Source organism: Nocardiopsis baichengensis YIM 90130 (assembly GCF_000341205.1).
Taxonomy (GTDB): domain Bacteria; phylum Actinomycetota; class Actinomycetes; order Streptosporangiales; family Streptosporangiaceae; genus Nocardiopsis_A; species Nocardiopsis_A halophila.
The window spans coordinates 12622-38587 of record NZ_ANAS01000010.1 but is presented as its reverse complement, the minus strand read 5'-3'; the positions used below and the strand labels follow the sequence as shown (position 1 = coordinate 38587).

The following is a 25966-nucleotide window of genomic DNA, read 5'->3' as shown; positions in this document are numbered from 1 at the left end:
CGGCGCCGACGGGTCAGGCCCCGGCGGCGCCGCCGACCGCCGTGCCGATGGCGAAGGTCACCGCCATCGCCAGCAGCCCTCCCACGACACAGCGCAGCGCCGCCCGCAGCGGCGCCGCCCCGCCCAGGCGGGCGCTGACCGCGCCCAGCAGCGCCACGGCCGCGGTCACCGCCGCCACCGTGGTGCCCACCCGCCAGTCCGCCGGCGACAGCGTGATCAGCAGCAGCGGGACCAGCGCCCCCGCCAGGAACGACAGGAAGCTGGCCAGCGCCGCCTGCCAGGGGTCGGTCAGCTCGTCGGAGTCCAGCCTCAGCTCCACCTCGGCGTGCGCGCGCAGCGCGTCCCGGGCGGTCAGCTGCTCGGCCACCCGGCGGGCCAGGTCGGCGTCGAGGCCGCGGTCGCGGTACAACCCGGCCAGCTCCTCCAGCTCGGCCCCGGGGTCCTCCTCCAGCTCGCGGCGCTCGCGGGCCAGGGCGGCCCGCTCGGTGTCGCGCTGGGTGCTCACCGACACGTACTCGCCCAGCGCCATGGACAGGGCCCCGGAGAACATCCCCGCCACCCCGGCGACCAGGACGGCGGTGGCCGAGGCGGTCGCGCCGGCCACGCCGACCACCAGCCCGGCGGTGGACACGATGCCGTCGTTGGCGCCCAGCACCCCGGCACGGAGCCAGTTCAGCCGCGACCCCAGGCTCTCGTGGTGCGGTTCGGTGGGACGGGGATCGCCGGGCGGTCCCGGACGGCGCCGGCTCCGGCCCTCCCGCTTCGCCTTCCTGCGCGACATGGGCGCCTCCTTTCGCACGGCCCCGATCGTCTCAAGGGGGTGTGCGGGCGCGGCGGAGGCGCGCTGGCCGGCCCGGCGGCTCCGGTACGGTGAACCCCGTGATCAAGGTAGGAGTGTTCGGCGCCCGCGGGCGCATGGGAACGGAAGTCGTCAAGGCGGTCGAGTCGGCCGAGGACACCGAGCTCGTCGCGGCCGTCGACGCGCCCGAGGAGCGGGAGAAGGTGCGGGGGGCCGACGTCGTCGTCGACTTCACCCACCCCGACGCGGTCATGGACAACCTGCGGTGGCTGGCCGAGGCCGGGATCCACGCCGTCGTGGGCACCAGCGGCTTCGACGACGCGCGGCTGGCCGAGGTGCGCGACCTGCTGGCCCGCCACCCCGGCGTCAACATCCTCATCGCCCCGAACTTCGGCATCGCGGCGGTGCTGATGATGAACTTCGCCGCCAAGGCCGCGCCGTACTTCGAGTCCGCCGAGATCGTCGAGCTGCACCACCCGAACAAGGCCGACGCCCCCAGCGGGACCGCCGACCGCACCGCCCGGATGGTCGCCCGGGCGCGCGCGGACGCCGGGTGCGCGCCGATGCCCGACGCCACCACCTCCGAGGCCGAGGGGGCGCGCGGCGCCGACGTGGACGGGGTGCGGGTGCACGCGCTGCGGATCACCGGGCTCATCGCCCACCAGGAGGTGGTCTTCGGTACCCACGGCGAGACGCTCAAGATCCGCCACGACTCGATGAACCGCTCCTCGTTCATGCCGGGCGTCCTGCTGGGCGTGCGCCGCGCCGCGGACCTGCCCGAGCAGTTGACGGTCGGGCTGGAGCCGCTGCTCGGCCTGGACTGACCGCGTCCCGCAGCGTGATTCCACGAATACCCCGCGCGTTCAGCGCGGGGTATTCGTGTTGTCGCGGCGCGCATTTACCCTGCTGACAGGTGAATTCCCGGCGAGGTCGAAGGGGTTGCGGGGGCACGGGAGCGGCGGGGACCGGTCATGCTATCTTCATTAAGCCAATGATCCGATGACTCGCATGGTGATCTGGACATGCCCGTCTCGCATGCCCCCTGCTGAGCCGCTCGACTTCACTGGCCATCATTAACGCACTCGAAATGCGTGGGAAACGTCGTTTCTTCGTCTTCGGACACCATTGCCTGAAGGCGTGTTCGTCGTGCGCTGTGGAGGAAAGATGTTCCTTACCCCGTCCGATCGGGAGAAACTACTGCTCAGTGTGGCGGGGATGGTCGCCCGGGACCGCTTGGACCGCGGCGTGCGCCTCAACCACCCCGAGGCGGTCGCCCTGCTGTCCTGCTGGGCCGTCGAGCGCGCCCGCGAGGGGGCGAGCGTCGAGGGCCTGATGGCCGAGTGCACGGGCGTCCTCAGCGCCGAGCAGGTCATGGACGGCGTTCCCGAGCTGGTGGACTACGTGCAGGTCGAGGCCACCTTCCCGGACGGGCGCAAGCTCGTCACCCTGAGCCACCCCATCCGGCCCTCGGCGGAGGCGCGGACGGCGTCGGGCGCCGAGTCCGCCCCCGGGGCCCTGTCCGTCGCGCCGGGCGAGGTCGAGCTGAACGCCGGGCGCGCCACCCGCACCGTCGTGGTCCGCAACGACGGCGACCGCCCGGTCCAGATCGGCTCGCACATCCACCTGGCCGACGTGAACCCGGCGCTGGCCTTCTGCGACGCCGACGGCGCGCCCGCCGACCGCTCCCTGGTCGAGGGGTACCGCCTGGACATCCCGGCCGGCACCTCGCTGCGCTTCCAGCCCGGCGACGAGAAGTCGGTGACCGCGGTGGAGCTGGCCGGGCGGCGCGCCGTCCCCGGCATCCGCCCCGCCGCGGCAGCCGTGGGGGGTGGCGTGCGATGAGCCGCATCCCCCGCGAGGAGTACGCCGCGCTGTACGGCCCCACCACCGGCGACCGGGTCCGCCTGGGCGACACGAACCTGTGGGTCCAGGTCGAGGAGGACCGCTGCGTCGGCGGAGACGAGGCCGTCTTCGGCGGCGGCAAGTCGATCCGCGAGTCCATGCTGCAGTCCACCGTCACCCACGCCGAGGGCGCGCTCGACCTGGTCGTCACCAACGTGGTCGTCCTCGACCACTGGGGCGTGGTCCGCGCCGACGTGGGCGTGCGCGACGGGCGCATCGCCGCGGTCGGCAAGGCTGGCAACCCCGACGTGCAGGACGGCGTCCACCCCGACCTGGTCATCGGGCCCGGCACCGAGGTGCTGGCGGGTGAGGGGCGCATCCTCACCGCCGGCGGCATCGACTCCCACGTGCACTTCCTCAACGCCGACCAGCTGTGGGAGGCGCTGTCGCTGGGCATCACCACCTCCATCGGCGGCGGCAGCGGGCCCTCCGAGGGCAGCAAGGCCACCACCGTGACCGCGGGGCCGTGGAACCTGGCCACCACCCACCGCGCCCTGGACGCCCTGCCGATGAACCTGCTGCTCCTGGGCAAGGGCAACACCGTGGGCCGGGACGCCATGGCCGAGCAGGTCCGCGCCGGGGCCGGCGGGCTGAAGATCCACGAGGACTGGGGCGCCACCCCGGGGGCGATCGACGCCGCGCTGGGCGCCGCCGAGGCCTTCGGCGTCCAGGTCTCCCTGCACGCCGACAGTCTCAACGAGGCGGGGTACGTGCAGCAGACGCTGGAGGCGGTCCGCGGGCGCGGCATCCACATCTTCCACTCCGAGGGCGCGGGCGGCGGGCACGCCCCGGACATCATCGTGGTGGCCGGTGAGCGCAACGTGCTGCCGTCCTCGACCAACCCGACCCTGCCCTTCACCGTCAACACGGTGGCCGAGCACCACGACATGCTCATGGTCTGCCACCACCTCAACCCCGACGTCGAGGCGGACGTGCAGTTCGCGGACTCGCGCATCCGGGACACCACCATGGCCGCCGAGGACCTGCTGCACGACATGGGGGCCATCTCCATGACCTCCTCGGACGCCCTGGCGATGGGGCGCGCGGGGGAGGTCGTGACCCGCACCTGGCAGGTGGCGCACGCGATGAAGGACCGGTGGGGCACCGACTCGCCGCTGCCGGCCGACAACGAGCGGGCGCGGCGCTATGTCGCCAAGTACACGATCTGCCCGGCGGTGGCCGCGGGCATCGACCACGAGGTGGGCTCGGTCGAGCCGGGCAAGCTCGCCGACCTGGTGCTGTGGGAGCCGGCGTTCTTCGGCATCCGCCCGGCGGCGGTCGTCAAGGGCGGCGGCGTGGTCTACGCCCCGCAGGGGGACGTCAACGCCTCCATCCCCACCGCCGAGCCGATGCTGCTGCGGCCGGGGCTGGCGGCGGGCGACGCCGCGCACCTCGCGGTGACCTTCGTGGCCCCGGCGGCCCTGGAGGAGGGGGTGGCCGAGCGCCTGGGGCTGCGCCGCCGGCTCTCGGCGCTCCGCGACACCCGCGGGGTGGGCAAGGAGCACATGCCCAACAACAGCGCGCTGCCGGACATCAGCGTCGACCCGGAGACGTTCCGGGTGACGATCGACGGCTACGAGGTCGACCCGAAGGGCGCCGACCGCCCGGTGTCGGAGGTCCCGTTGGCCCAGCGCTACAGCATGTTCTGAGCCGGCGTGCCCTGTGGCACAGGGCGGACCGCACACGACATTCGGAAAGCCCAGTGACCGAGGCCCTCGGGGGTTCGGGGGGCGGAGCGTGGGTGCCACGGTCCCGGAGCCCCAGGGGGAAGCCCTTCGGCCGCCCACCGCCCGTCGAGCGCAGTGCGGTATCCGGACGCCGCTGCACGGCGCGCGTGGCGGGAGACAGGACAGGGACGGGAGAGAACACCGTGAGCGGAACCGACACCGGCGCGCTGGGAGCCCTTCTGCTCGCCGACGCCCGCCTGCCCACCGGCGGCCACGCGCACTCGGCCACCCTTGAGGCCGCCCTGGAGGCGGGCATGCCCGAGGACCGCATCGCCGACTACATGCGTGCCCGCCTGGCCACGGTCGCCCGCACCGAGGCGGCCGCCGCGGTCGTCGCGCTCCGCGCCGCCGGCCGCCCCGACCCCGACTACGGCCCCGTCCAGGAGGCCCTCGCCGCGCGCACCCCCGGCCGGGCGCTGCGCGAGGCGTCGGCCTCCCTCGGCCGCGGCCTGGCCCGACTCGCCCGGCGGGTCGACGCCGCCCACCCCGCCGTGTGCGCCCTGCCCACCGCGCAGGCCGCCACCCCCGGACTGCGGCCGCTGCGCCCGGTCGTCCTCGGGGCGCTCGGCGCGGTCTTCGGCATGACCGCCGAGCAGACCGCCCGCGCCGTCCTGTACGAGGACGCCCAGACGGTGACCGCGGCCGCCCTCAAACTCCGCCCCGGCGACCCGCTCACCGCGGTCCGCCGGCTCCTCGACCTGTCGGCCGACATCGAGGGGTCGGTCCGCGTCGCCGCCGAGACGGACGCCCCCCATGGCATTCCCGCGCACTCCGCCCCGCTCATCGACCGCTGGGCCGAGGCGCACGCACGTGAGACGAGGAGGCTGTTCGTTGCCTGAGAACACAGTGGTGACCGCCGGACCATCCGTCCGCCGTACCCTGCGCCTGGGGGTGGCCGGGCCGGTCGGCACCGGTAAGAGCTCGCTCATCGCCACCCTGTGCCGGGAGCTCTCCGGCGAGCTGGCGATGGCCGTGGTCACCAACGACATCTACACCGACGAGGACGCCCGCTTCCTGCGCAGCGCCGGGGTGCTGGCCGAGGAGCGGATCCGGGCCGTGGAGACCGGCGCCTGCCCGCACACCGCCATCCGGGACGACGTCACCGCCAACCTCGACGCGGTGGAGGACATGGAGGAGGAGTTCGCGCCGCTCGACCTGGTGCTGGTGGAGAGCGGCGGCGACAACCTGACGGCGACCTTCAGCCCGGCCCTGATCGACGCGCAGATCTTCTGCCTGGACGTGGCCGGCGGCGGCGACGTGGCCCGCAAGGGCGGCCCCGGCATCGGCCGCGCCGACCTGCTCATCGTCAACAAGTCCGACCTGGCCCCCTACGTCGGCGTCGACGTGGAGCGGATGGTCGCCGACGCCGAGAAGGCGCGTGACGGGCGGCCGGTGCTCGCGCTGTCCCGCACCGACGAGCCGTCGGTGAAGGCGCTGTGCGACTGGGTGCGCGAGGTCATCGGCGCCCACCGCAGCGGCGCGCACACCCCGCAGGACCCGGGCCCGATGGCCCCGCACGCCCACGGGCCCGAGGGGGAGGGCCACGGCCACGGGCACGGGCACGGTCACGGCCACGGGCACTGATGGACGCCCTACGCCAACGGTCCGCCCCCTCCGCAGCGGGCGGGGCCGACCCCACCAGGACGAGGAGCGCCGCCGAGCCGGGGCTCGACCCGTCCGAGCCGGCGGTGATCGCCGTGCGCCGGGTGGGCGACCGGACGGTCCCGGTGGCCCTGGAGACCGGGACGTTCCTCCGGCCGGGCATCATGCGCCGCCCCGGCGGCGCGCTGCGCGTGGCCCTGGCCGCGGTGCGGGCGGCGCTGTGCGCGGGGGACGACGTCCGGCTCCAGGTCGACGTGGGGCCCGGCGCCGAGCTGGAGCTCGTGGACCCCAACGGGTCGGTGGCCTATAACGCGCGCGGCGGGCGGGCGGCCTGGCGGGCGTCGGTGCGCCTGGCCGAAGGCGCGCGGATGAGCTGGGCCGAACCGGCGTTCGTGGTGGCCGACGGCGCGGACGTGGTGCGCGAGGTCGACGCCGACCTCGCCGAGGGGGCGGAGCTGCTGTGGCGCGAGTCCCTGGTGCTGGGGAGGACGGGGGAGCAGGGCGGGAAGGTACTGGCGTCCACGCGGGTGCGGGCGCAGGGGCGGCCGCTCTTCGTCGAGGACCTGGACCTGCGCGATCCGCGGGTGCGGGGCCTGCCCGGGATCCTCGGCGGGAGCAGGGTCGTGGGCCAGGTGGGCCTCTTCGGCCGCGACCCGGAGGCGGGTGAGGGGCCGGACGGCCCGGACCTCCTCGACCTTGCGGGCCCGGGAGCCGTCTGGCGCTGGACGGGAGAACGCCCGTTCAAGGCGGACGCCGCCCTGACCCCGGTATGGCACGCGTGGGGCGGACACCACTGAGGGGCCGGCGCCGGGGTTCCGGGACAGCGGCGACGGCCCGGCTGGTTCCCCGCTCACGGGTCCCGGCCGGGCGGCGGGCCTCTCCCGGTACCGGTGATGAGCAGCGACGACGGACCGGCGGGTGCCCCGCTCCGGCCTGCCTGCCGGGCGGCGGCGCTCTTCGGTGCAAGGGGGATGGGCAGCGACGAAGAGGCGAGGCCGCTCCCCGGGGCCGCCGGACGGCCGCCGGGCCGCACGTGGTACCGGCCTCCCTTTTTCGCGTTCCGGGCATACCGGGCAAGCGAGGCGACGCTTGGCCATCGTGAGTGATGGCATTGCCACGCACTGTGCAATCAGGTAGCGATATCACCACTCACGATGGAGAACCGGCCCTTCCGGGGCGGTCTCCGGCGGGCCGGGCCTGTCGGGTGTCCTGTTCGTCCGGATCGGGAGGGGGTGCGGGCTTCGTGTGCGCCCGCAGCGGCGCCCGGGGGCGGGCGGGTGCGCGGTGGCGGCCAGACCAGAACCGGATTCGGTACCCCGCACCCCTCCTTTCGGCACACATGGCCCGATTGCAGCGCTCCTCGTCACTCCGGGTGACCGGGAGCGGGCCGACACCGGCGCGAGACCCGGCGCGGGCGGCGCACTGGTCCTCCTCCGTCGCCCTGCCCTCCTCAACCCGCGGACGAACAGGGACATAACGGGCGCCGCAGTACCGAACCCCGTTCTGGTCTGGCCGGGATCGCACCCGGGAGCCGTCGCGGGGCGTCGATCAGCGCGCTCCCACCCTCCCCGCCCCTGTGACGGTGCGTATTGCCCCAGGTCAGAAGGGTGTCCGTGATCGGAGGGGGACCGGCGCGGGCCGAGGGGTGCCCCGCGGGCGCGCGGGCGGCGACCCGGCACCACCACGCGCTCTTCCCGGACCGCGGGAGGCCCGGCGGTCGACCGGCAGGGCCGGGGAACCGCCACGCTTCGTCGTCGCCGCTCCCGTCCTGGCACCGCGACGGCCTACCGCCCGGCCGGGGCCCGTGAGTGGGGAACCGGCTGTGCCGTCGCCGCCGCTGTTCCCCTGGACCACTGGTGACCCGGCGGCCGACCGGCGCCACCGGGGGAACCGCTGCGCCTTGTCGTCGCCGCCCCTCCCTCTGCACCGAGGGGTCCCGCCGCCCGGCAGGCAGGCGTGAGCGGGGCACCGGCCGTTCCGTCGTTGCTGCTCATCGTCGGTACCGCGGGAGGCCCGCCGCCCGGCCGGTATACGTGAGCGGGGAACCGGACGGCCGCCGCTTCCTCCGGCGGCCGTCCGCACGCCATGCGCCCGACAGCGCTACCGGAAGCGGCTCCGGCCCTCGTCGCCATCCCGGCCACCTGCACGCCGGACGCTCGGCTGTTCTGCCCACGGTGCTTCAGGCCGTCCATCGCGATACGCCGCCCCTTCCGGAGCCCTGAACTGCGCCACTCGGCGCCACTCGGCGCCACTCGGCCCCGCCGCCGGTCGGTGGTCGAGACGGTACGTCGGTGCCTCCGGCCTCGGACCCCTCGAACGGGGAAAGGCGGCACGGGGGCGCGCTGCCCCGTGCCGCCCTCGTGCCGCCTTCGGTCTGCGACCGCTCGTGCTCAGCCGCCGAAGCCGATGGCGGTGAAGACCTGAGCGGCCAGCACGCCGCCCACGATCGGGGCCACGACCGGGACCCAGGCGTAGGACCAGTCCGAGCCGCCCTTGCCCGGGATCGGCAGCAGCGCGTGGGCGATGCGCGGCCCCAGGTCGCGGGCGGGGTTGATGGCGTACCCGGTCGGCCCGCCCAGGGACAGGCCGATCGCCAGCACCAGGAAGCCCACCAGCATCGGCGCGATGCCGGTGCCGAACAGCACCGTCAGTTCGCCGTTGCCCATCGGGTTCACGTTGGCGTTGATCCCCAGGATGCCGAAGACCAGCATGAAGGTGCCGATGGTCTCGGTGGCGAAGTTCGCCGGGATGTTGCGCACCGCGGGCGCCGTGGAGAACACGCCGAGCTTGGTGTCCTCGTCGTCGGTCTCCTTCCAGTGCGGCAGGTAGGCCAGCCACACCAGGACCGCGCCGACGAAGGCGCCGGCCAGCTGGGCGGCGAGGTACCCGGGCACCTGCGACCACGGCAGGTCGCCGATGGAGGCCATCGCGAACGTCACCGCCGGGTTGATGTGGGCGCCGCTGTACTGGCCGACGACGTAGACGGCCATCATGACGCCCAGGCCCCACCCGAAGGTGATGACGATCCAGCCGCCGTTGTTGGCCTTGGACTTGGCGAGGGTGACGCCGGCGACGACGCCGCCGCCGAGGAGGATGAGAATCGCGGTTCCGATGAATTCGGCCAGATAGACCATGGGAAGCCTCCGTGCGGGCAGGGGTGCCAGCGGGCGCGCGGGCGGCCGCTGCTGGTGGGGGAGAGGTAGGGGGTGGGAGCGGCGCCCGTTCCGGGAGTCCTCGCCGGGGAGGGCTCCCGGAACGGGCGCCTCGGTGCGGGCGGCCCGCTCAGGGGCGGCCGCACCGAATCCGTGGGACCGCGCGGCGGCGCGGTCGGCGGGTGCGCCGTTCGTCCCGGTGGGCCGCCGGGGCCCGGGCGCCGGGGGAGGGGCGCTCGGTGGGGCGGCGCGCGGGCCGCGGGGGAGCGGTCCGCCTTTCAGGAAGTCGGACCGGCGGGCCCGCCCGAACCCGCCCGGTGCCGGCGGCCGCCGGGGCGCAGGGCGCGGCCGGGGGGGTCAGGCGTTGTCGTGCTCGACCCAGCCGAGGGTGCGCTCGACGGCCTTGCCCCAGTTCCGGTACTCGCGCTCGCGCACGTCGGCGTCCATCTTGGGCGTCCACTCGGCGGCCTTGTGCCAGTTGGCGCGCAGGCTCTCCATGTCCGGCCAGAAGCCGACCGCCAGGCCGGCCGCGTAGGCCGCGCCCAGGCAGGTCGTCTCGGCCACCATCGGCCGCACGACCTCGACGTCCAGCACGTCGGCAAGGATCTGCATGAGCAGGTTGTCGGCGGTCATGCCGCCGTCCACGCGCAGCGAGGACAGCTCCACGCCCGAGTCCGAGCGCATCGCGTCCACGACCTCGCGGGTCTGCCAGGCGCTGGCCTCCAGCACCGCGCGGGCGATGTGGCCCTTGTTGACGTAGCCGGTCAGGCCGGTGATGACGCCGCGCGCGTCGCTGCGCCAGTGCGGGGCGAACAGCCCGGAGAAGGCCGGGACGACGTAGCAGCCGCCGTTGTCGTCCACCGTGCGGGCCAGCGTCTCGATCTCGGCGGCGCTGGAGATCAGCCCCAGGTTGTCGCGCACCCACTGCACCAGCGAGCCGGTCACCGCGATGGAGCCCTCCAGCGCGTAGACCGCCGGGGCGTCGCCGATCTTGTAGCCCAGGGTGGTGAGCAGCCCGTTGGAGCTCATCACGGGCTCGGTGCCGGTGTTGAGCACCATGAAGGTGCCGGTGCCGTAGGTGCCCTTGACCTCGCCGGGGGAGAAGCAGGTCTGGCCGAACAGGGCGGCGTGCTGGTCGCCCAGCGCGGAGGCGACCGGGACGCCGTCCAGGAAGCCGCGGGCGTTGCCGTAGACCTCGGCGGAGGAGGTGATCTCCGGCAGCATCTGGGACGGGATGCGCATGGCGTCCAGGATCTCGGCGTCCCAGTCCAGCGTGTGCAGGTTCATCAGCATGGTGCGGCTGGCGTTGGTCACGTCGGTGACGTGCCGACCTGTCAGCTTCCAGATGATCCAGGTGTCCATGGTGCCGAAGAGCACCTCGCCGCGCTCGGCGCGCTCGCGCAGGCCCTCGACCTCGTCCAGCAGCCAGCGCAGCTTGGGGCCGGCGAAGTAGGTGGCCAGCGGCAGGCCGCAGCGCTCGCGGAACCGCTCCTGGCCGATGCCGCCGGCCAGCTCGCGGGTGAGGGCGTCGGTGCGGGTGTCCTGCCAGACGATGGCGTTGTGCACCGGCTCGCCGGTCTCGCGGTCCCACACGACCGTGGTCTCGCGCTGGTTGGTGATGCCGACCGCGGCCAGCTGGGAGGGGGCCAGGCCGCCGGCCTCCAGGGCCTCGCGGACCACGATCTGCACGTTGTCCCAGATCTCGGTGGCGTCGTGCTCGACCCAGCCGGGCTGGGGGAAGATCTGGCGGTGCTCGCGCTGGCCGACGGAGACGATCCGGCCGTCCTGGTCGAAGACGATGCACCGGCTGGACGTGGTGCCCTGGTCGATGGCGGCAATGTACTGGGTGGTCATCCGGTCACTCGCCTCTGGGAAGGGGACATCGCTGGCCGGACCGGCAGCCCCCGTGCGCGCCCGGATTCACACCGGTTCACGTGAGCGCTCGATCCGCATGACGTACGACAATGTAGTACGAATGGAGCCAAGTGTGAGCCGTGTCTCCGGAGTTGTCAAGCGGGAGTGGGAAAGCGCGGTGGCGGCCGAGGTTACCGTTCAGGATCGTCACACACCAGGGTCGCCGACCGTGTCGCCGCCGGTGAGCGGGGGTGTGCGGTCGGTGAGAGGGCGAGGGGGCGGCCGCGGCGTCGGGAGGGTCCGGGCGGCCGGAAGGGAGGGGCCGCGCCTCCTCCCGGGGCGGTCACCAGGAGTGCGCGCCCAGCTCCCGGGAGATGGACCGGGCCGCGTCCCGCACGTAGGAGACCAGCTCCATGCGCGGGCCGCCGCCGTCGGCCCCGTGCACGCGCTCCACGGCGCCGGAGATGCCCACCGCGCCCACGGTGGTGCCCCGGTGGTCGCGGATCGGCGCGGCGATCGCCACCTCGCCCTCGATGAGCTCCTCGTCCTCCCCGGCCCAGCCCCGGGCGCGCACCCGGTCCAGCTCGGACAGCAGGTCCTCGGGCGAGGTCAGTGTGGCGGGGGTGAACCGGGCCAGGTCGAGGGGGTGCCCGTTGCCGTCCTCCAGCGGTCGGCCGGGCCCGCCGTCCTCGGCGGGCACCGGCATGGCCAGCGGGTCGAACGCCATCAGCGCCTTGCCCAGGGCGGTGGCGTGCAGCGGCAGCAGCGAGCCGACCTCCAGGGTCTGCGTGCTGTCGTCGGGCCGGAAGACGTGGTGCACGACGAGCGCCTGGCCCTCGTGCAGGGTGCCGATCCGCACGCTCTCACCGCTGCGCGAGGCCAGCGAGTCGGCCCAGTTCAGCGCGCGGGTGCGCAGCTCGTTGCCGTCCAGGTAGCGGGTGCCCAGGCGGAGCAGCCCGCCGCCGAGGCGGTAGTGGCCGGTGGCCTCGTCCTGTTCGACGAATCCCACGTGCTGCAGGGTGCGCAGGATGCCGAGGACCGTCCCCTTCGGCAGCTCCATGCTCCGCGAGATCTCCGCGAGGCTGAGCCCCCGGGCCCCGCCGGCCAGGAGCCGGAGGATCCCGGCCGCGCGCTCGATCGACTGGATCCTTCCAGGCATGCGCGTGACCACTTCCTAGTACGACAATGTCACACGCAATCCTACTGGAGTGTGTGAGGCAGGCTACTCGCAGGCCGGTGCGTCGGGGACCGCGCACCCGGCCCGGTGTCCTCCGCGGGCGGAAACCCGCGGGGGACACCAGGGTCTCAGACGCCGGTCGGCCGCTGGTCAGCGCGGGTAGCGGATCTCCACGCGACGGTTCTTCTCCCGGCCCTCGGGGTTGTCCTCACCGTCGATCTGATTGGGCGCGACGGGGTCGGCCGACCCGTGCCCCTCGGTCTCGAAGGTGACGTCCACGCCGTCGAGCAGGGAGGCCAGCTCCTTCTCGACCGCTTCGGCGCGCTGCTCCGACAGCGGGACATTGTGGGAATCGGAGCCCTTGGAGTCGGTGTAGCCGTCGATGTCGACGGTCTTGCCGTCGGCCTCCTCACGGAGGATGTCGGCGGCCTCCTCCAGCGCCTCCTGCGCGTCGCCGCTCAACTCGGCCTCGTCGAACTCGAACAGCACGTCGGCGGCGAGCGTCACCACCCGCTCCTCTGAGTTCTCCTCGTCCTTGAGCGACCCGTCCGCGTTCTCGGTTCCGTAGGTCAACTCCTGCACCGGGGCGGAGATGTCCAGGACGGGGGCGCTGATGTCGTGGACGGGGATCGTCTCCGGAGGGCCGGCGTCCACCTCGGCCACGATCTCCTCGGGGCCGTCCTCGTCGGCCTGGGCCGCGGTGGGCACCCCCAGCGCGAGGAGCGCGGCGGGCACCGCGAGCAGCCGCGCACGCGGCCTAGGAGAGCGGAACATTGTCGAACGTCCCTACCCTGGGGATCTTCACGTCCAGCGTCTCGACCTCGCTGGGCGGGGCACCGTACGTGGCGCTGAGCAGGATCGAGTCGTCCGGCTCAAGAGCGAGGAACCTCAGTCCGCCGGAGCACACGCACGCGTCGTCCGCGTCACGTGCGACGAGGTGCACCTTTCCGTTGTCGGAATCGACCAGCTTCACCCCTGAGACGTCCCGGTCACCACCTGGGCTGAAGGTGTTGGAGATGATGTCGCTCTCGGAGTCGCCGATGTTGGTCACGGAGAACGTCAATTCGACGGTCTCCCCGCCACGGGCGAGCGAGTGCAGGGCGACGTGCAGATCGGTCTCCAGCGTCGACACGTCCTGGCTGGCGATGGTCTCCCGGGCATCCGCGTCGCCCGGTTCGACCTTGCCGGCGTTGACCGGCTGTGCCTGGTCGGCGGCTTCTCCGCCTTCTCCGCCCTCGTCGTCGCCGCCGAACATCGAGCAGCCCGCGAGCGCCAGTGCGAGCACCCCGGCCGCGGGGACGGCCGCGGTGGATCTGAGCCGTGCGGTGTTCCTGATGGGGATGTGCATGGGGGAGACGTTAGCGCCCGTGACGCGCGGAGATCGCGGTCGGTCCGCGTCCGAATCCGGACAGTGGACACACCCGACAGTGGACACAGAGGACGGGGGAGAACCCGCGCCACCCGGGTCGGCCCCGCGCCTTCCTCAGCCCAGGGCGCCCAGGGCCAGCCCCGCCGTGAGAAGCGCGCCGAAGGCCATCTGCAACTTGCCCGTCTCGCCCAGGCCCAGGATCAGATCGCGCCCGGTCTGCCCGCCGCGCACCCGGCGCAGCGGCCGCACCGCCAGCGGCGCCGCCAGCAGCACCAGCGCCGCCCACGGGGTGACGGCGACCGCGAACAGCGCGATCACGAACGCCCCCACCAGGCACGCCTGGTACAGCAGCCGGGTGCGCCCCTCGCCCAGCCGTACCGCCAGGGTGATCTTGTCGCTCTCGGCGTCGGTGCCGATGTCGCGCAGGTTGTTGATCACCAGCACCGAGCAGGACAGCAGGCCGATGGGCACCGCGGCCGCCCACGCCTGCCAGGGCACCGAGCCGACCTGCACGAACACTGTGCCGACCACGGCGACCAGGCCGAAGAACACGAACACCGACACCTCGCCCAGCCCCCGGTAGCCGTAGGGCGTGCGGCCGCCGGTGTAGTACCAGGCGGCGGCGATCGCGGCCGCGCCGAGCAGCAGCAGCCACCAGGACGAGGTCGCCACCAGCACCAGGCCCAGCACGCCCGCGACCGCGAAGCAGCCCCAGGCCGCCAGCAGCACCTGCCGCGGCGGGGCCGCCCCCGAGCCGGTCAGCCGCATCGGGCCGACCCGCTCCTCGGTGTCGGTGCCGCGCACCCCGTCGCTGTAGTCGTTGGCGTAGTTCACACCGACCTGCAGGGCCAGGGAGACCAGCAGGGCCAGGGCGGCCTTCCACCACACGGGCGCGCCGACGCCGACCGCCACCCCGGTCCCGACGGCCACCGGGACGATCGAGTTCGGCAACGTGCGGGGGCGGGCCCCCGCGACCCACTGGCTGAGCGTGGCCACGCGTGCGTGTTCCTCTCCGTGCGAGCGCTCCGATCCCCGGTCGGGCGCGGCCCGCTCCGGACGGGCGGCCCCGGGGAGGCGCGTACTTCCCGGTCAACCGTAGCGCCGGTCAGGGGCGGTCCGCCCGCGCTCCCCAGCCGCCGGAGGCCGATCCACCGGGGCCGGCGGGGTCAGGTCGGCGGGACCGGAGGGGTGTCGGCCGCGATCGCGGCGTGCAGGCGGACCATGGGCAACAGGCCGCCGGCGTCCACCTCGCGGCGGGCGCCGTCCGGACGCCACCCGGACCGCTCGGCGAAGGTGCGCAGCGGGTCGCCCTTCTCCGCGACCCACAGGTGGACGGTGCGGAAGCCGTCGTCGACGAGGTGGTCCACCGCCGCGTTGAGCAGGCGGCTTCCGTGCCCGGTGCCCGCGTGCGCGGGGTCCACGTGCAGGGCGTAGACCTCGGCGTCGGTGGCCGGCCACCGGTCGGGGTCCTGCGCCGGGCCGAGGGCGGCGAACCCCACGGTGATCCTGCGGACCCGGCCGGACGCCGCACCCGGACCCTCCGGGGAGGTGTCGGTGGCGACCAGCATCCGGTGGCGGGATGTCGGAGGGCGGCCGATCGCGGCGCTCCACTGCTCGCGGAAGGCGCGTCCGGCCTCTTCCCCGGTCATCTCGGCCAGGACTTCGGCGGGGAGGCGCGGTCCGTAGGCCGCGCGCCAGGCCGCCACCTGGATGCGGACGATGTCGTCGACGTCCTCGGCGCGCGCGGCGCGGACGAAGCGCTGGGACCGGTCCTCCTGCGCGGAGGAGGACGGCTCGTGCTGGGGGGTCATGTGCTCATCGTCGCAGTCCGCACGCGCGCAGGGCCAGCGGTGGGCCGGGCCTGCGGCCTCCGACGGGACGACGGGCGGGCGGACGGACCCGGCGGCGGAGCCCCCGACCCGCGGGCCGGGGGGACCCGGAGATTCCCCGGAACCGGGTCGGGGGACGTTCGACACAGGGCCTGTGCGTGGGACCATCGGGGGCGTGAGCATCATCATCCGCATCCTCGTCAACGCCCTGGCCCTGGCCGCAGCGGCGTATCTGATCACCGGAATCGAGATCGCCCCCGGGAAGCCGGCCGCGGAGCAGATCGTCACCTACGCCGTCATCGCGATCATCTTCGGCGTGGTCAACGCCGTCATCAAGCCGATCGTGAAGACCGTGGGGTGCGCCTTCTATGTGCTGACCCTGGGGCTGGTGGCCCTGATCGTGAACGCGCTGCTGCTCATGCTCACCGCGTGGGCCGCGGGGCTGTTCGGGTTCGACTTCCACATCGAGGGCCTGTGGTCGGCGGTCCTCGGCGGGATCGTGATCGCGGTCGTGAGCTGGCTGCTGAGCCTGGTGCTGCCCGACGGCGACGACGACTGAGCACCGGCCGGGGCCTGGGCACGGCCCGGAGTGCACCCGTGGGGGGAGGCCGGAGGGCCTCCCCCCACGGCGGTGCGCCCCATGGCGGGTCCTGTGCCGTCACCCGGGTCAGTGCGCGGCCAGCACCGGCACGAGGGCGAGCGCCGCCGGGACCGTCTGCACGAACACGATCCTCCGGCTCGCGGTCGCGGCTCCGAACAGGCCCGCCACCGCCACGCAGGCGAGGAAGAACACCGAGGCCTGGAACCCCACCGGGTCGGGCGCGAAGGCGCCCCACACCAGCCCGGCGGCGAGGAAGCCGTTGTACAGCCCCTGGTTGGCCGCCATCGCCCGCGTCGACGCGGCGAACTCCGCGGTCGTGCCGAAGACGGCACGCGTTCTCGGGGCGGTCCACAGCAGCATCTCCAGCACCAGGATGTACACGTGGAGCGCGGCTATGAGCAGGAGTGCGGCCGTCGCGGCGATGGTCATGGGCGCAACGCTAACCGCGAGGGCCCGTTCGCCCCGGGAGCGCCGCGCTCAGCTCAGGAAGGTGATGCACAGGGCCGCGGCGGCGATGGCGAAGACCATCACCACGCCGCTGTAGCCGAGCACCCGGCCCGCGCTCAGCCGGGTCAGCGCCAGCAGCGGCAGCGCCCAGAAGGGCTGGATGCCGTTGCTGAGCTGGTCGCCCATGGCGACCGCCATCACGCCCACGCCGGGGTCCAGGCCCAGGGACTCGGTCGCGCTGATCACGATCGGCCCCTGCACCGCCCACTGGCCGCCGCCCGAGGGCACCGCCAGGTTCACCAGGCAGGCGCTGATCAGCGCCCAGAACGGGTAGGTGAGCGGGGTGGAGAAGGAGACGAACCACGCCGCGATCTGCTCCAGGAGCCCCGAGTGCTCCATGATGCCCATGATCCCGGCGTAGAACGGGAACTGGACGATCACCGACGCCGCGCTCTTGGCGCCCTCGGCGGCGGCCGACGCGTACCCGGCCAGGGTGCCGTGCAGCCCGAGCCCGGCGATGAGGAACGTGAAGTTGAGCAGGTTGAGGTCCAGGCCGACGATGCCGCCGCGGACCAGCTCCGGGACGAGGTAGACCAGCCCGGCCGCGACGACCACGAGCACCGGAACGCGGCTGTGCATCAGGCTCTGGGCGGGGGTGAGGGCCCGGCGCTGCTCCCGGGTGAGGACCGCGCCGCCCGGTCCCGCCCCGGGCCCCTCCGCGTCCCCGGGCGCGTCCTCGATCTGCTCGGCGTCCTCCGGCCGCGGGTGCATGCTCATCAGCAGCAGCGGCGCGCCGATCAGCATCACCGCGAGGAAGACCAGGTTGAACGGCTGGAAGAGCGTCTCGCTCAGCGGCAGCACGCCGATCTGCTCCTCCAGGAAGTGCCCCTCGGTGTTGACCAGCAGCGGGGCCGAGCCCGACAGGCCGCTGTGCCACACCATCAGGCCCGTGTACCCGGCCGCGGCCAGCAGCGGGAAGTGCGCCCGGATGCCCCGCTCCCGGCACGACCGGGCGACCTCCACGGCCAGCAGGGCGCCGGCGATCAGGCCCAGGCCCCAGTGCACCGCGCCGAGCAGTGTCGCGCCGACGGCGGTCAGGGCGCACGCCGACAGGGGCCCACGCGGCAGCGCCGCCAGCCGCCGGATGCCGCGCCGGGCGGGCGGCGAGGACGCCAGGGCATAGCCGGTGACCAGCACCAGCGCCATCTGCATGCCGAACTCCAGCAGGCCCCAGAACCCGGTGTACCAGTCGTCGACCAGTCGGAGCGGCCCATGGTCGGTCAGACCCAGGGCGAGGAGGTAGACCAGCACCGACAGCCCGATCGCGAACACGAAGGCGTCGGGGATCCAGCGCGTGCTGAACGCCGCGAGGGCGTTGCCGAACCGGCGCATGGGGGTATCCCGTCTGTCTCGATCTGCCTCATGGGGGCGGATCGCCCGTTGACAGCCGGAAAGTGTGTTGTGTGCGTCACACGAGAGTCAAGGGGGTCAGCCCCTTCATGTGGGCTTGAACGGGTTGAGGCAGGGGACCCCCGTCCGTTCGAAGTCCTTGATGTTTCGTGTGACCACGGTGAGGCCGTGGACGTGCGCGGTCGCGGCGATGAGTCCGTCGATCTCGGGAAGGCGGTCCGGAGCGCTCATCCGGGCCCATGCTTCGGCGATTTCGAGGGTGATGGGAAGGGCCCGCCGATCGAACCGCCTCGTCAGGAGTGTGATCCAACGATCCAGTGCGGTTGCTTGGGCGGCGTCGCGAGGGCGAATGATCTCGCATCCGCGCCGGATCTCACCGAGGACCGTGACGCTGGTGAACAACTGCGCCCCCTCGACGGAGGAGAGCCAGGCCGTGACGTGCGGGTCGGGGACGGACCTCCTGGTCTCTCCCAGCACGCCGGTGTCGAGCAGGTAGCTCATCGGGTCCCGGGCTCTTTCTGCTCTTCGGTGGTGTCGATTTCGAGAGGGAAGCCAAGGTCGCGTGGATAGCCTCGCTCCGCGACGACCTGCTCCAGTGCTTCGGCGAACATGTCGTCCCGGCCCATGGGATCGAGGAGGAGGTCCTTGACGCCTGCGTCCCGGCTCTGGAGATGCCGGTACTCCTCGATGGCGATCACCACCGCGACGTCCTCGCCGTGCTTGCTGACGTATTGGGGCCCTTCGTCCTGGACCGACCTCAGGAGGGCGCTGAATCTCTGCTTCGCCTCTTGGACCTGCCAGTGCATCGAGTTTCCTTCCGGGCGCGCGACGCGGTCACCATGGACAGTCTCGTCTGTCTCGACCGATTCGGCGAGGCGGTGGCGGGCATCATGGGGCATCGGCGTCGTATACGTCACCGCTCCCGTCCCGCGCCGACGCGTCGGCGCCTACCGGCGGGGGTGCCACGGGGTCCGCAATGCGGTGCCAGGTCGGAAAAATCCACCTCGTGGGCCTGCCGTGGCCTCACGACCGGCGGGATCGCGGTACGTTTTGCACATGGCAGCCAGCACTTCGCCGAACGCGCCCTTCGGCCAGATGTTGACCGCGATGGTCACCCCGATGCAGGAGAACGGGGACGTCGACTACGACGGCGCCGCCCGCCTCGCCACCTACCTGGTCGACGAGCAGCGCAACGACGGCCTGATCATCAGCGGCACCACCGGTGAGTCTCCCACCACCAACGATGAGGAGAAAGACCGGCTGCTTCGCGCCGTCCTGGACGCCGTCGGGGACCGCGCCACGATCGTCGCCGGGGTCGGCACCAACGACACCCGGCACAGCACCGAGCTCGCCCGCGCCGCCGAGCGGGCCGGGGCGCACGGCCTGCTGACGGTCACGCCCTACTACAACAAGCCCCCGCAAGAGGGACTGATCCGGCACTTCACCGCGATCGCCGACGCCACCGAGCTCCCGGTGATGCTCTACGACATCCCCGGCCGCACCGGAACGCCCATCGCCTCCGAGACCCTGGTCCGGCTGGCCGACCACCCGCGCATCGTCGCCAACAAGGACGCCAAGGACGACATCGGCGCCTCCTCGTGGGTGATGGAGCGCACCGGTCTGGCCTACTACTGCGGCTCCGACATGCTCAACCTGCCGATGCTGTCGGTGGGCGCCTCCGGGTTCGTCAGCGTCGTCGGCCACATCGTGGGTGCCGACCTGCACGACATGATCGACGCCTACGAGAGCGGCGACGTCGCCCGTGCGCTGGCCATCCACCGGCGCCTCACGCCCGTCTACACCGGCATCTTCCGCACCCAGGGGGTCATCACGACCAAGGCGGTGCTGAACATGTTCGGCCTGCCGGGCGGCCCGGTGCGCACCCCGCTCGCCGACGCCTCGGGGGAGCTGCAGACGCTGCTCCGCGAGGACCTGGCGGCGGCCGGAGTCAAGGGCCCGATCGGGCTGGCGCCGCACCAGGCGGTCCCCGCAAGCGTCGTGGGCGTCGAACGGTTGACGGAAGGATCCGCATGAGCCACCCGCACCCCGAACTGGGGCCGCCGCCGCCCCTCGCCGAGGACGCGCTGAGGGTCGTGGCCCTCGGCGGCCTCGGCGAGATCGGCCGCAACATGACGGTCTTCGAGTACCGAGGCCGGCTGCTGATCGTCGACTGCGGCGTGCTCTTCCCCGAGGAGGAGCAGCCCGGAGTCGATCTGATCCTGCCCGACTTCGAGTACATCCGGGACCGGCTGGACGACGTCGAGGCCCTGGTGCTCACGCACGGGCACGAGGACCACATCGGCGCCGTCCCGTTCCTGCTGCGCGAGCGCCCCGACATCCCGCTGGTCGGGTCCCGCCTGACGCTGTCGCTGCTGACGGCCAAGCTGGGCGAGCACCGGATCAAGCCGGAGACGGTGCAGGTGGCCGAGGGGGAGCGGCGCGCGTTCGGCCAGTTCGACCTGGAGTTCTTCTCGGTCAACCACTCCATCCCCGACGCCCTGGCGGTCGGGATCCGCACACCGGCCGGCAGCCTGCTGCACACCGGCGACTTCAAGATGGACCAGCTCCCGCTGGACGGCCGCCTCACCGACCTGGCCGGTTTCGCCCGGTTCGGCGCCGAGGGCGTGGACCTGCTGCTGTCGGACTCCACCAACGCCGAGGTGCCGGGGTTCGTCACCAGCGAGGCCGACATCGGGCCGGTCATCGACAAGGTCTTCGCCCAGGCCGACCAGCGCATCATCGTGGCCTGCTTCGCCTCGCACATCCACCGGGTGCAGCAGGTCCTGGACGCCGCCAAGGCGCACGGGCGCAAGGTCGCCTTCGTCGGGCGCTCCATGGTCCGCAACATGAACATCGCCCGCGACCTGGGCTACCTGCACGTCCCCGGCGACCTGCTGGTCGACGTCAAGCAGCTGGACGACCTGCGCCCCGAGGAGGCGGTACTGGTCTCCACCGGCTCCCAGGGCGAGCCCATGTCGGCGCTGACCCGGATGGCCAACCGGGACCACCAGATCCGCATCGAGGAGGGCGACACGGTGCTGCTCGCCTCCTCGCTCATCCCGGGCAACGAGAACTCGGTCAACCGGGTCATCAACGGCCTGACCCGCTGGGGCGCCAAGGTCGTGCACAAGGGCAACGCGCTGGTGCACGTGTCCGGGCACGCCCCCGCCGGGGAGCTGATGTACGTGCTCAACATGGTCAAGCCGCGCAACCTGATGCCGGTGCACGGCGAGTGGCGGCACATGCGGGCGCACGCCGACATCGCCGTGCGCACCGGGATGGCCGACGCGAACGTCGTCATCGCCGAGGACGGCGTGGCGGTGGACCTGCACCGCGGGCGGGTGCGCACGTCCGGCAAGGTCCAGGCCGGCTACGTGTACGTGGACGGCACCTCGGTCGGCGACGTCACCGAGTCCGCCCTGAAGGACCGCCGCATCCTCGGCGAGGAGGGCTTCATCTCGGTCGTGGTGGCGGTCGACTCCAGCACCGGCAAGATCCTCGGCGAGCCGGAGATCCACACCCGCGGCTCGGGGCTGGACGTCGAGGCCTACGACGAGGTGCTGCCCAAGATCCAGGACGCGCTGGACCGGGCCGCCGGCGACGGCGTCACCGACCCGCACCAGCTGCGCCAGCTCGTGCGCCGCTGCATCGGCCGCTGGGTCAACGACACCTACCGGCGGCGCCCGATGATCGTTCCGGTGATCGTGGAGGTCTGACCCCGCAGGGCCGGAGAGGCGAGGAACACCGCGACACGCCCGCCGTCGAGCGCGATGTGCCGCGGTGTTCCTTAGTATGCTGCGCACCATGGCCACCCGTGCGCCCAAGTCCTCCCGGCGAGACGGCGGTGGCGCGTCCCGGAGCGCAGGCTCCGGGGGGAAGCGGAAGGCGCCCGCCCGCGGCGGCGCGTCCTCCTCCGGCTCCAGGAAGCGCGCCCCCGCCAAGAAGAGCGCGGCCTCCCAGGGGCCGGTCGCGATGGCCTTCATCGGGGTCGCGCGGCTGCTGCTGCTCCTGTGGAAGGGCCTGGCGCACACCGTGGGCGGGGTGGCCCGCGCGGTCGGGCGCAGCGCCCGCGACCTCGACCCCGACCTGCGCCGCGACGGCCTGGGCATGGTGCTGCTCGCGGCCGGCCTGCTCATCGCGGCCGCCGTGTGGTGGGACACCGGCGGGCCGCTGCCGGAGGCCACCCGCACCGTCGTGGTGGGCGCGTTCGGCACCTTCTCCCCGGTGCTGCCCCTGCTGTTCCTGCCCTTCGCCTGGCGGCTCATGCGCACCCCCGGCGACGGCGACACCGACGTGGGCCGCCTGGCCATCGGCAGCGCGGCGCTCCTGGGGGGCCTACTCGGCCTCATCCACATCGGCCACGGGATCCCGTGGCCCTCCGAGGGCATGGAGCCGGTCCAGCGGGCCGGGGGCCTCATCGGCTTCGCCGCCTCCGGGCCGCTCAGCGCGCTGATCACCCCGTGGGTGACCGGGGTGCTGCTGTGCATGCTCATGGTCTTCGGGCTGCTCGTGGTCACGGCCACCCCCGTGCACCGCATCCCCGAGCGCATGCGGCGGCTCTTCGGCGGCCTCATGGCGCCCGACGACGGCCCGGGCGAGGGCCTGGGGATCCTCGACGAGGACGGCGCCCAGGAGCGCCCCAAGCGCAAGCGCAAGCCGCGCGCCAAGGCCGCCGGCGAAGGCGGGGAGGGCGCCGAGGGCCCGCTGGGCGGCGAGAACGAGCGGCCCTACGACACCCCGGTGGTGGAGACCGAGCCGCAGTCCGCCGCCGCCAAGGCCGAGGCCAAGACGGCCCCGCCGGAGCCCACCCCGGCCCCGGCCGCCACGGAGCAGCTGTCCATCCCCTCGCGGGCCATCGAGGGCGACTACGACCTGCCGCCGCCGCAGTACCTCAAGCCCGGAACCCCGCCCAAGCCCCGCACCAAGGCCAACGACGAGGTGGTGGAGGCGCTCTCCGGGGTGCTGGACCAGTTCAACATCTCCGCCGAGGTCACCGGCTTCACCCGGGGCCCCACCGTCACCCGCTACGAGATCGAGCTGGGCCCGGCGGTGAAGGTGGAGAAGGTCACCGCGCTGACCAAGAACATCTCGCTGGCGGTCAAGAGCGCCGAGGTGCGGATCCAGTCGCCCATCCCCGGCAAGTCCGCCATCGGCGTGGAGATCCCCAACACCGACAAGGACATCGTCAGCCTCGGCGACGTGATGCGCTCGGCGGCGGCCACCTCCGACGACCACCCCATGCTGGTCGGCCTGGGCAAGGACATCGAGGGCAACAACGTCGTGGCCAACCTGGCCAAGATGCCGCACGTGCTGGTGGCCGGCGCCACCGGTGCGGGTAAGTCGACCTGCATCAACGGGGTCATCACCTCGATCATGACGCGGGCCACCCCCGACGAGGTGCGGCTGATCCTGGTCGACCCCAAGCGGGTCGAGCTGACCATGTACGAGGGCATCCCGCACCTGATCACCCCGATCATCACCAGCCCGAAGAAGGCCGCCGACGCGCTGCAGTGGGTCGTGGGCGAGATGGACCGCCGCTACGACGACCTGGCCGCCTCGGGGTTCCGGCACGTCGACGACTTCAACGCCGCGGTGCGCAAGGGGCAGCTGACGGCGCCGCCCGGGAGCGAGCGGGAGTACGAGCCCTACCCCTACCTGCTGGTGATCGTGGACGAGCTGGCCGACCTGATGATGGTGGCGCCGCGCGACGTGGAGGACGCGGTGGTGCGCATCACCCAGCTGGCCCGCGCCGCCGGGATCCACCTCGTGCTGGCCACCCAGCGGCCCAGCGTGGACGTGGTCACCGGGCTGATCAAGGCCAACGTCCCCTCCCGGCTGGCCTTCGCCACCTCCAGCCTGTCGGACTCGCGGGTCATCCTGGACCAGCCCGGGGCCGAGAAGCTGGTCGGCAAGGGCGACGCGCTGTTCCTGCCGATGGGCGCGGGCAAGCCCATCCGGCTGCAGAACGCCTGGGTCACCGAGAAGGAGATCCGGCAGATCGTCGACCACTGCAAGAAGCAGGCCGAGCCCAGCTACCGCGAGGACGTGGGCAGCGCCGAGGCGAAGAAGAAGGAGATCGACGAGGAGGTCGGCGACGACCTGGACCTGCTGGTGCAGGCGATCGAGCTGGTCGTCACCACCCAGTTCGGGTCGACCTCGATGCTGCAGCGCAAGCTGCGGGTGGGCTTCGCCAAGGCGGGGCGGCTGATGGACCTGATGGAGAGCCGCGGCGTGGTGGGCCCCAGCGAGGGGTCCAAGGCGCGCGACGTGCTGCTCAAGCCGGACGACCTGCCGGGCGCCCTGGCGGAGCTGCGCGGAGAGGGCTGACCCGGGCCCCGCCGCCCGGGGCGTGCCGAACTTCCCGAAGCGGGTCGTTGACGCACTTTTACCTGCACACGGGGTGTGTCTGTTCCCTTGCGGGCCGTAGTGGTTGCACAGTGGAATGGGACGACCACGCGGAGCAGGCGGAGGCGGCGACATGAGCACGATCGGCCAGATCATCGCCGCGGCCCGGGACCGGGCCGGGTACTCGATCCAGGAGCTGAGCGCCCGCACCTACATCAGGGAGTCGGTGCTCGAAGGGATCGAGCGCGACGACTTCGGGCCGTGCGGCGGCGACTTCTATGCGCGCGGGCACATCAAGTCCGTCTGCCGCGAGCTGGGCGTCGCCTCGGCCGACCTCGTCGAGCGCTTCGACGCCGAGTACGCGAGCGGCGCCCCCTCGCCGCTGATGGGCGGGGACGCGGTCCCCACCGTCCACCCCCGGAGGACGGGGGCCGGGCAGGGCGCCGATGACGGCCCGGGCGAGGACGGCCGGGGCGAGGACGGCAAGGCCAAGAGGCGGGACCGGCGGCGGCCCGGGGGTGTGCTCCGCCCCTTCCGGGGCCCCGCCGCAGACGGCCCGAGCGAGCCCGGGGACGCCCGGCCCGAAGGGGCGGCCCCGGTGGACGAGGGCGTGGTGGTCACCCGCGGGCGCCCGTCGGACGGTGCACCGGAGGGCTCCCCGGAGGAGGAGGGGCGGCGCCCGCATGAGGAACGGGCCCCCGAGCCGCACGAGGAGGGCCCGGAGGGCGGTCACGCGGGACGCACCGGACGTGACCGCCGCGAAGCCCGTGACGGGCAGGACCGGAGGAACGCCCCGCCCGCCGGAGGCCTGGGGGAGGCCGGGAGGCGTCCCCGGGTACCGCAGGCGCCCCGGGCGCGCCCGGAGTGGAACGAGAGGCGGGAGAAGCGGGCCGTGCGGCGTCCCCCCACCGGGCCGCGGGAGGACGAGTTCGACGGCGAACTCGACGATGCGCCGTGGAGGCGCCGCTGGGGCACCGCCGCGGCGGGCGCGTCGGCGGCGGTCGGTGCGGGTGCCGCTGCGGGGGCGGCCGAGGCGGGCGGTACGGCCGACGGCGGTATCCACGGCGGTGGGGCCGCCGACGCCCCGGAAGAGGAGGATGGCGCCGGGGACCCGGGCTCCCCGTCCTCGGTCGGGGCCCTCGCGGACCGGGCGCGGCGGCACTGGCCGGTGGCGGTGGTCCTCGTCCTGGTGGTCGCGGCGGTGATCGCGGGGGTGCAGGCCTGGCCGGACGGCGGAGGCGACCGGGCGGCCGGCGAGGAGGTCGCGCGGGAGTCCGACGCGGCGGACCGGGAGGATGCGGGGGCCGAGACGGACAAGGCGCGGCGCGAGGCCGCGACGACGGCTCAGCCGGCGATCTCCACCACCGTGCGGAACAAGCAGCGCCCCGAGGAGGTGCGGGTCCGGCTCTACGCGCTCCACCGCACCTGGCTCAGTGTCACCGACGGGGACGGGACGAGGATCTACGCCGGGGCCGTGAAGAAGGGCACCACCCGGGTGTGGAAGGACAGCGACGAGCTCCGGTTCCACCTGGGTAACGCAGGCGGCGTCCACCTGGAGGTCAACGGCGTCGAACGGGGCGTCCCGGGAGGGCGGGGCCAGGTGAAGCACCTCACCATCTCCGCCGACGAGCTGGCCGAGTAGCGGACGCGCCGGGCGGCCCTCTGGTCAGGCGCCGGCGGGGCCGCGGGCCATCGGGGACCCGGTGATCACGGTGGGTGGCCGAGGGAATGCGCACGTCGTGTGCGCCCTCG

The 25966-nt window shown here is 73.4% G+C and carries 23 protein-coding genes; 11 read left to right on the top strand and 12 right to left on the bottom strand.

Going from position 1 to position 25966, the window contains the following annotated elements:
* Nucleotides 1–13: 13 nt before the first annotated feature.
* A complete protein-coding gene (locus C892_RS0110425) occupies nt 14–781 on the bottom strand; it encodes a VIT1/CCC1 transporter family protein (RefSeq protein WP_017557130.1) in 768 nt (255 codons plus the stop codon).
* Between the two features lie 89 nt (nt 782–870).
* Between C892_RS0110425 and dapB the strand changes: the two genes are divergently transcribed.
* From dapB to C892_RS0110395, 6 genes are all read left to right on the top strand, one after another.
* Nucleotides 871–1623 (top strand): 4-hydroxy-tetrahydrodipicolinate reductase, encoded by a 753-nt coding sequence (gene dapB / locus C892_RS0110420; protein WP_017557129.1) that lies wholly within the window; start codon nt 871–873, stop codon nt 1621–1623.
* Between the two features lie 340 nt (nt 1624–1963).
* Nucleotides 1964–2641 carry an urease subunit gamma gene (locus C892_RS28740; RefSeq protein WP_083932519.1) on the top strand — a complete coding sequence of 226 codons (678 nt, stop codon included), beginning with the start codon at nt 1964–1966 and terminating at the stop codon, nt 2639–2641.
* A complete protein-coding gene (locus tag C892_RS0110410) occupies nt 2638–4350 on the top strand; it encodes an urease subunit alpha (protein ID WP_017557127.1) in 1713 nt (570 codons plus the stop codon). Before C892_RS28740 ends, C892_RS0110410 begins: the two co-directional genes overlap by 4 nt.
* A gap of 221 nt (nt 4351–4571) precedes the next feature.
* Nucleotides 4572–5267: an urease accessory protein UreF gene (locus C892_RS0110405; RefSeq protein ID WP_017557126.1), complete on the top strand. Its 696-nt coding sequence runs from the start codon at nt 4572–4574 to the stop codon at nt 5265–5267.
* A 7-nt stretch (nt 5268–5274) separates the two neighbouring features.
* Complete coding sequence (ureG, locus tag C892_RS0110400; RefSeq protein WP_017557125.1) at nt 5275–6012, top strand: urease accessory protein UreG; 738 nt, start codon at nt 5275–5277, stop codon at nt 6010–6012.
* Nucleotides 6012–6827, top strand: a complete 816-nt coding sequence (locus tag C892_RS0110395; protein ID WP_083934354.1) for an urease accessory protein UreD — start codon at nt 6012–6014, stop codon at nt 6825–6827. The genes ureG and C892_RS0110395 overlap by 1 nt, the downstream gene beginning before the upstream one ends.
* Before the next feature lie 1593 nt (nt 6828–8420).
* On the opposite strand, the gene C892_RS0110390 is transcribed toward C892_RS0110395, so the two are convergent.
* The 7 genes from C892_RS0110390 to C892_RS0110360 all read right to left on the bottom strand — a co-directional run bounded on the left by C892_RS0110390 (nt 8421) and on the right by C892_RS0110360 (nt 15393).
* Nucleotides 8421–9164 (bottom strand): MIP/aquaporin family protein, encoded by a 744-nt coding sequence (locus C892_RS0110390; RefSeq protein ID WP_017536773.1) that lies wholly within the window; start codon nt 9162–9164, stop codon nt 8421–8423.
* 375 nt (nt 9165–9539) lie between these two features.
* The gene (gene glpK / locus C892_RS0110385; protein ID WP_017536772.1) at nt 9540–11036 is read right to left on the bottom strand and encodes a glycerol kinase GlpK; all 1497 of its coding nucleotides are present in this window, start codon (nt 11034–11036) and stop codon (nt 9540–9542) included.
* A 343-nt stretch (nt 11037–11379) separates the two neighbouring features.
* Complete coding sequence (locus tag C892_RS0110380) at nt 11380–12195, bottom strand: IclR family transcriptional regulator (protein WP_017536771.1); 816 nt, start codon at nt 12193–12195, stop codon at nt 11380–11382.
* A 168-nt stretch (nt 12196–12363) separates the two neighbouring features.
* Nucleotides 12364–12987: an OmpA family protein gene (locus tag C892_RS0110375; protein ID WP_239647337.1), complete on the bottom strand. Its 624-nt coding sequence runs from the start codon at nt 12985–12987 to the stop codon at nt 12364–12366.
* The gene (locus tag C892_RS0110370; RefSeq protein WP_017557122.1) at nt 12971–13561 is read right to left on the bottom strand and encodes a fimbrial protein; all 591 of its coding nucleotides are present in this window, start codon (nt 13559–13561) and stop codon (nt 12971–12973) included. The genes C892_RS0110375 and C892_RS0110370 overlap by 17 nt, the downstream gene beginning before the upstream one ends.
* 135 nt (nt 13562–13696) lie before the next feature.
* Entirely contained in the window at nt 13697–14578 is an 882-nt protein-coding gene (locus C892_RS0110365) for a 1,4-dihydroxy-2-naphthoate polyprenyltransferase (RefSeq protein WP_017557121.1), read from the bottom strand.
* A gap of 170 nt (nt 14579–14748) precedes the next feature.
* Complete coding sequence (locus C892_RS0110360; protein WP_017557120.1) at nt 14749–15393, bottom strand: GNAT family N-acetyltransferase; 645 nt, start codon at nt 15391–15393, stop codon at nt 14749–14751.
* A 193-nt stretch (nt 15394–15586) separates the two neighbouring features.
* Here C892_RS0110360 and C892_RS0110355 point away from each other — a divergent pair, with 193 nt between their 5' ends.
* On the top strand, nt 15587–15970 hold the full coding sequence (locus tag C892_RS0110355) for a phage holin family protein (RefSeq protein ID WP_026124282.1): 384 nt from the start codon (nt 15587–15589) through the stop codon (nt 15968–15970).
* 108 nt (nt 15971–16078) lie between these two features.
* Here the strand turns inward: C892_RS0110355 and C892_RS0110350 are convergent, their stop codons facing one another.
* The 4 genes from C892_RS0110350 to C892_RS0110335 all read right to left on the bottom strand — a co-directional run bounded on the left by C892_RS0110350 (nt 16079) and on the right by C892_RS0110335 (nt 18768).
* Entirely contained in the window at nt 16079–16441 is a 363-nt protein-coding gene (locus C892_RS0110350; RefSeq protein WP_017557119.1) for a DUF1304 domain-containing protein, read from the bottom strand.
* A 48-nt stretch (nt 16442–16489) separates the two neighbouring features.
* On the bottom strand, nt 16490–17851 hold the full coding sequence (locus tag C892_RS0110345) for a short-chain fatty acid transporter (protein ID WP_017557118.1): 1362 nt from the start codon (nt 17849–17851) through the stop codon (nt 16490–16492).
* Between the two features lie 105 nt (nt 17852–17956).
* Nucleotides 17957–18370, bottom strand: a complete 414-nt coding sequence (locus tag C892_RS0110340) for a type II toxin-antitoxin system VapC family toxin (RefSeq protein ID WP_017557117.1) — start codon at nt 18368–18370, stop codon at nt 17957–17959.
* Complete coding sequence (locus C892_RS0110335) at nt 18367–18768, bottom strand: type II toxin-antitoxin system Phd/YefM family antitoxin (RefSeq protein WP_239647336.1); 402 nt, start codon at nt 18766–18768, stop codon at nt 18367–18369. The genes C892_RS0110340 and C892_RS0110335 overlap by 4 nt, the downstream gene beginning before the upstream one ends.
* A gap of 157 nt (nt 18769–18925) precedes the next feature.
* Between C892_RS0110335 and dapA the strand changes: the two genes are divergently transcribed.
* The 4 genes from dapA (at nt 18926) to C892_RS0110315 (ending at nt 25856) form a co-directional block, all read left to right on the top strand.
* Complete coding sequence (dapA, locus tag C892_RS0110330) at nt 18926–19903, top strand: 4-hydroxy-tetrahydrodipicolinate synthase (RefSeq protein WP_083932516.1); 978 nt, start codon at nt 18926–18928, stop codon at nt 19901–19903.
* Nucleotides 19900–21585, top strand: coding sequence for a ribonuclease J (locus tag C892_RS0110325; protein WP_017557116.1), 1686 nt, complete (start codon nt 19900–19902; stop codon nt 21583–21585). The genes dapA and C892_RS0110325 overlap by 4 nt, the downstream gene beginning before the upstream one ends.
* 76 nt (nt 21586–21661) lie before the next feature.
* Nucleotides 21662–24196 (top strand): DNA translocase FtsK, encoded by a 2535-nt coding sequence (locus C892_RS0110320; RefSeq protein ID WP_017557115.1) that lies wholly within the window; start codon nt 21662–21664, stop codon nt 24194–24196.
* Nucleotides 24197–24347: 151 nt separating this feature from the next.
* On the top strand, nt 24348–25856 hold the full coding sequence (locus C892_RS0110315; RefSeq protein WP_017557114.1) for a RodZ domain-containing protein: 1509 nt from the start codon (nt 24348–24350) through the stop codon (nt 25854–25856).
* The last annotated feature ends 110 nt before the right edge of the window (nt 25857–25966 follow it).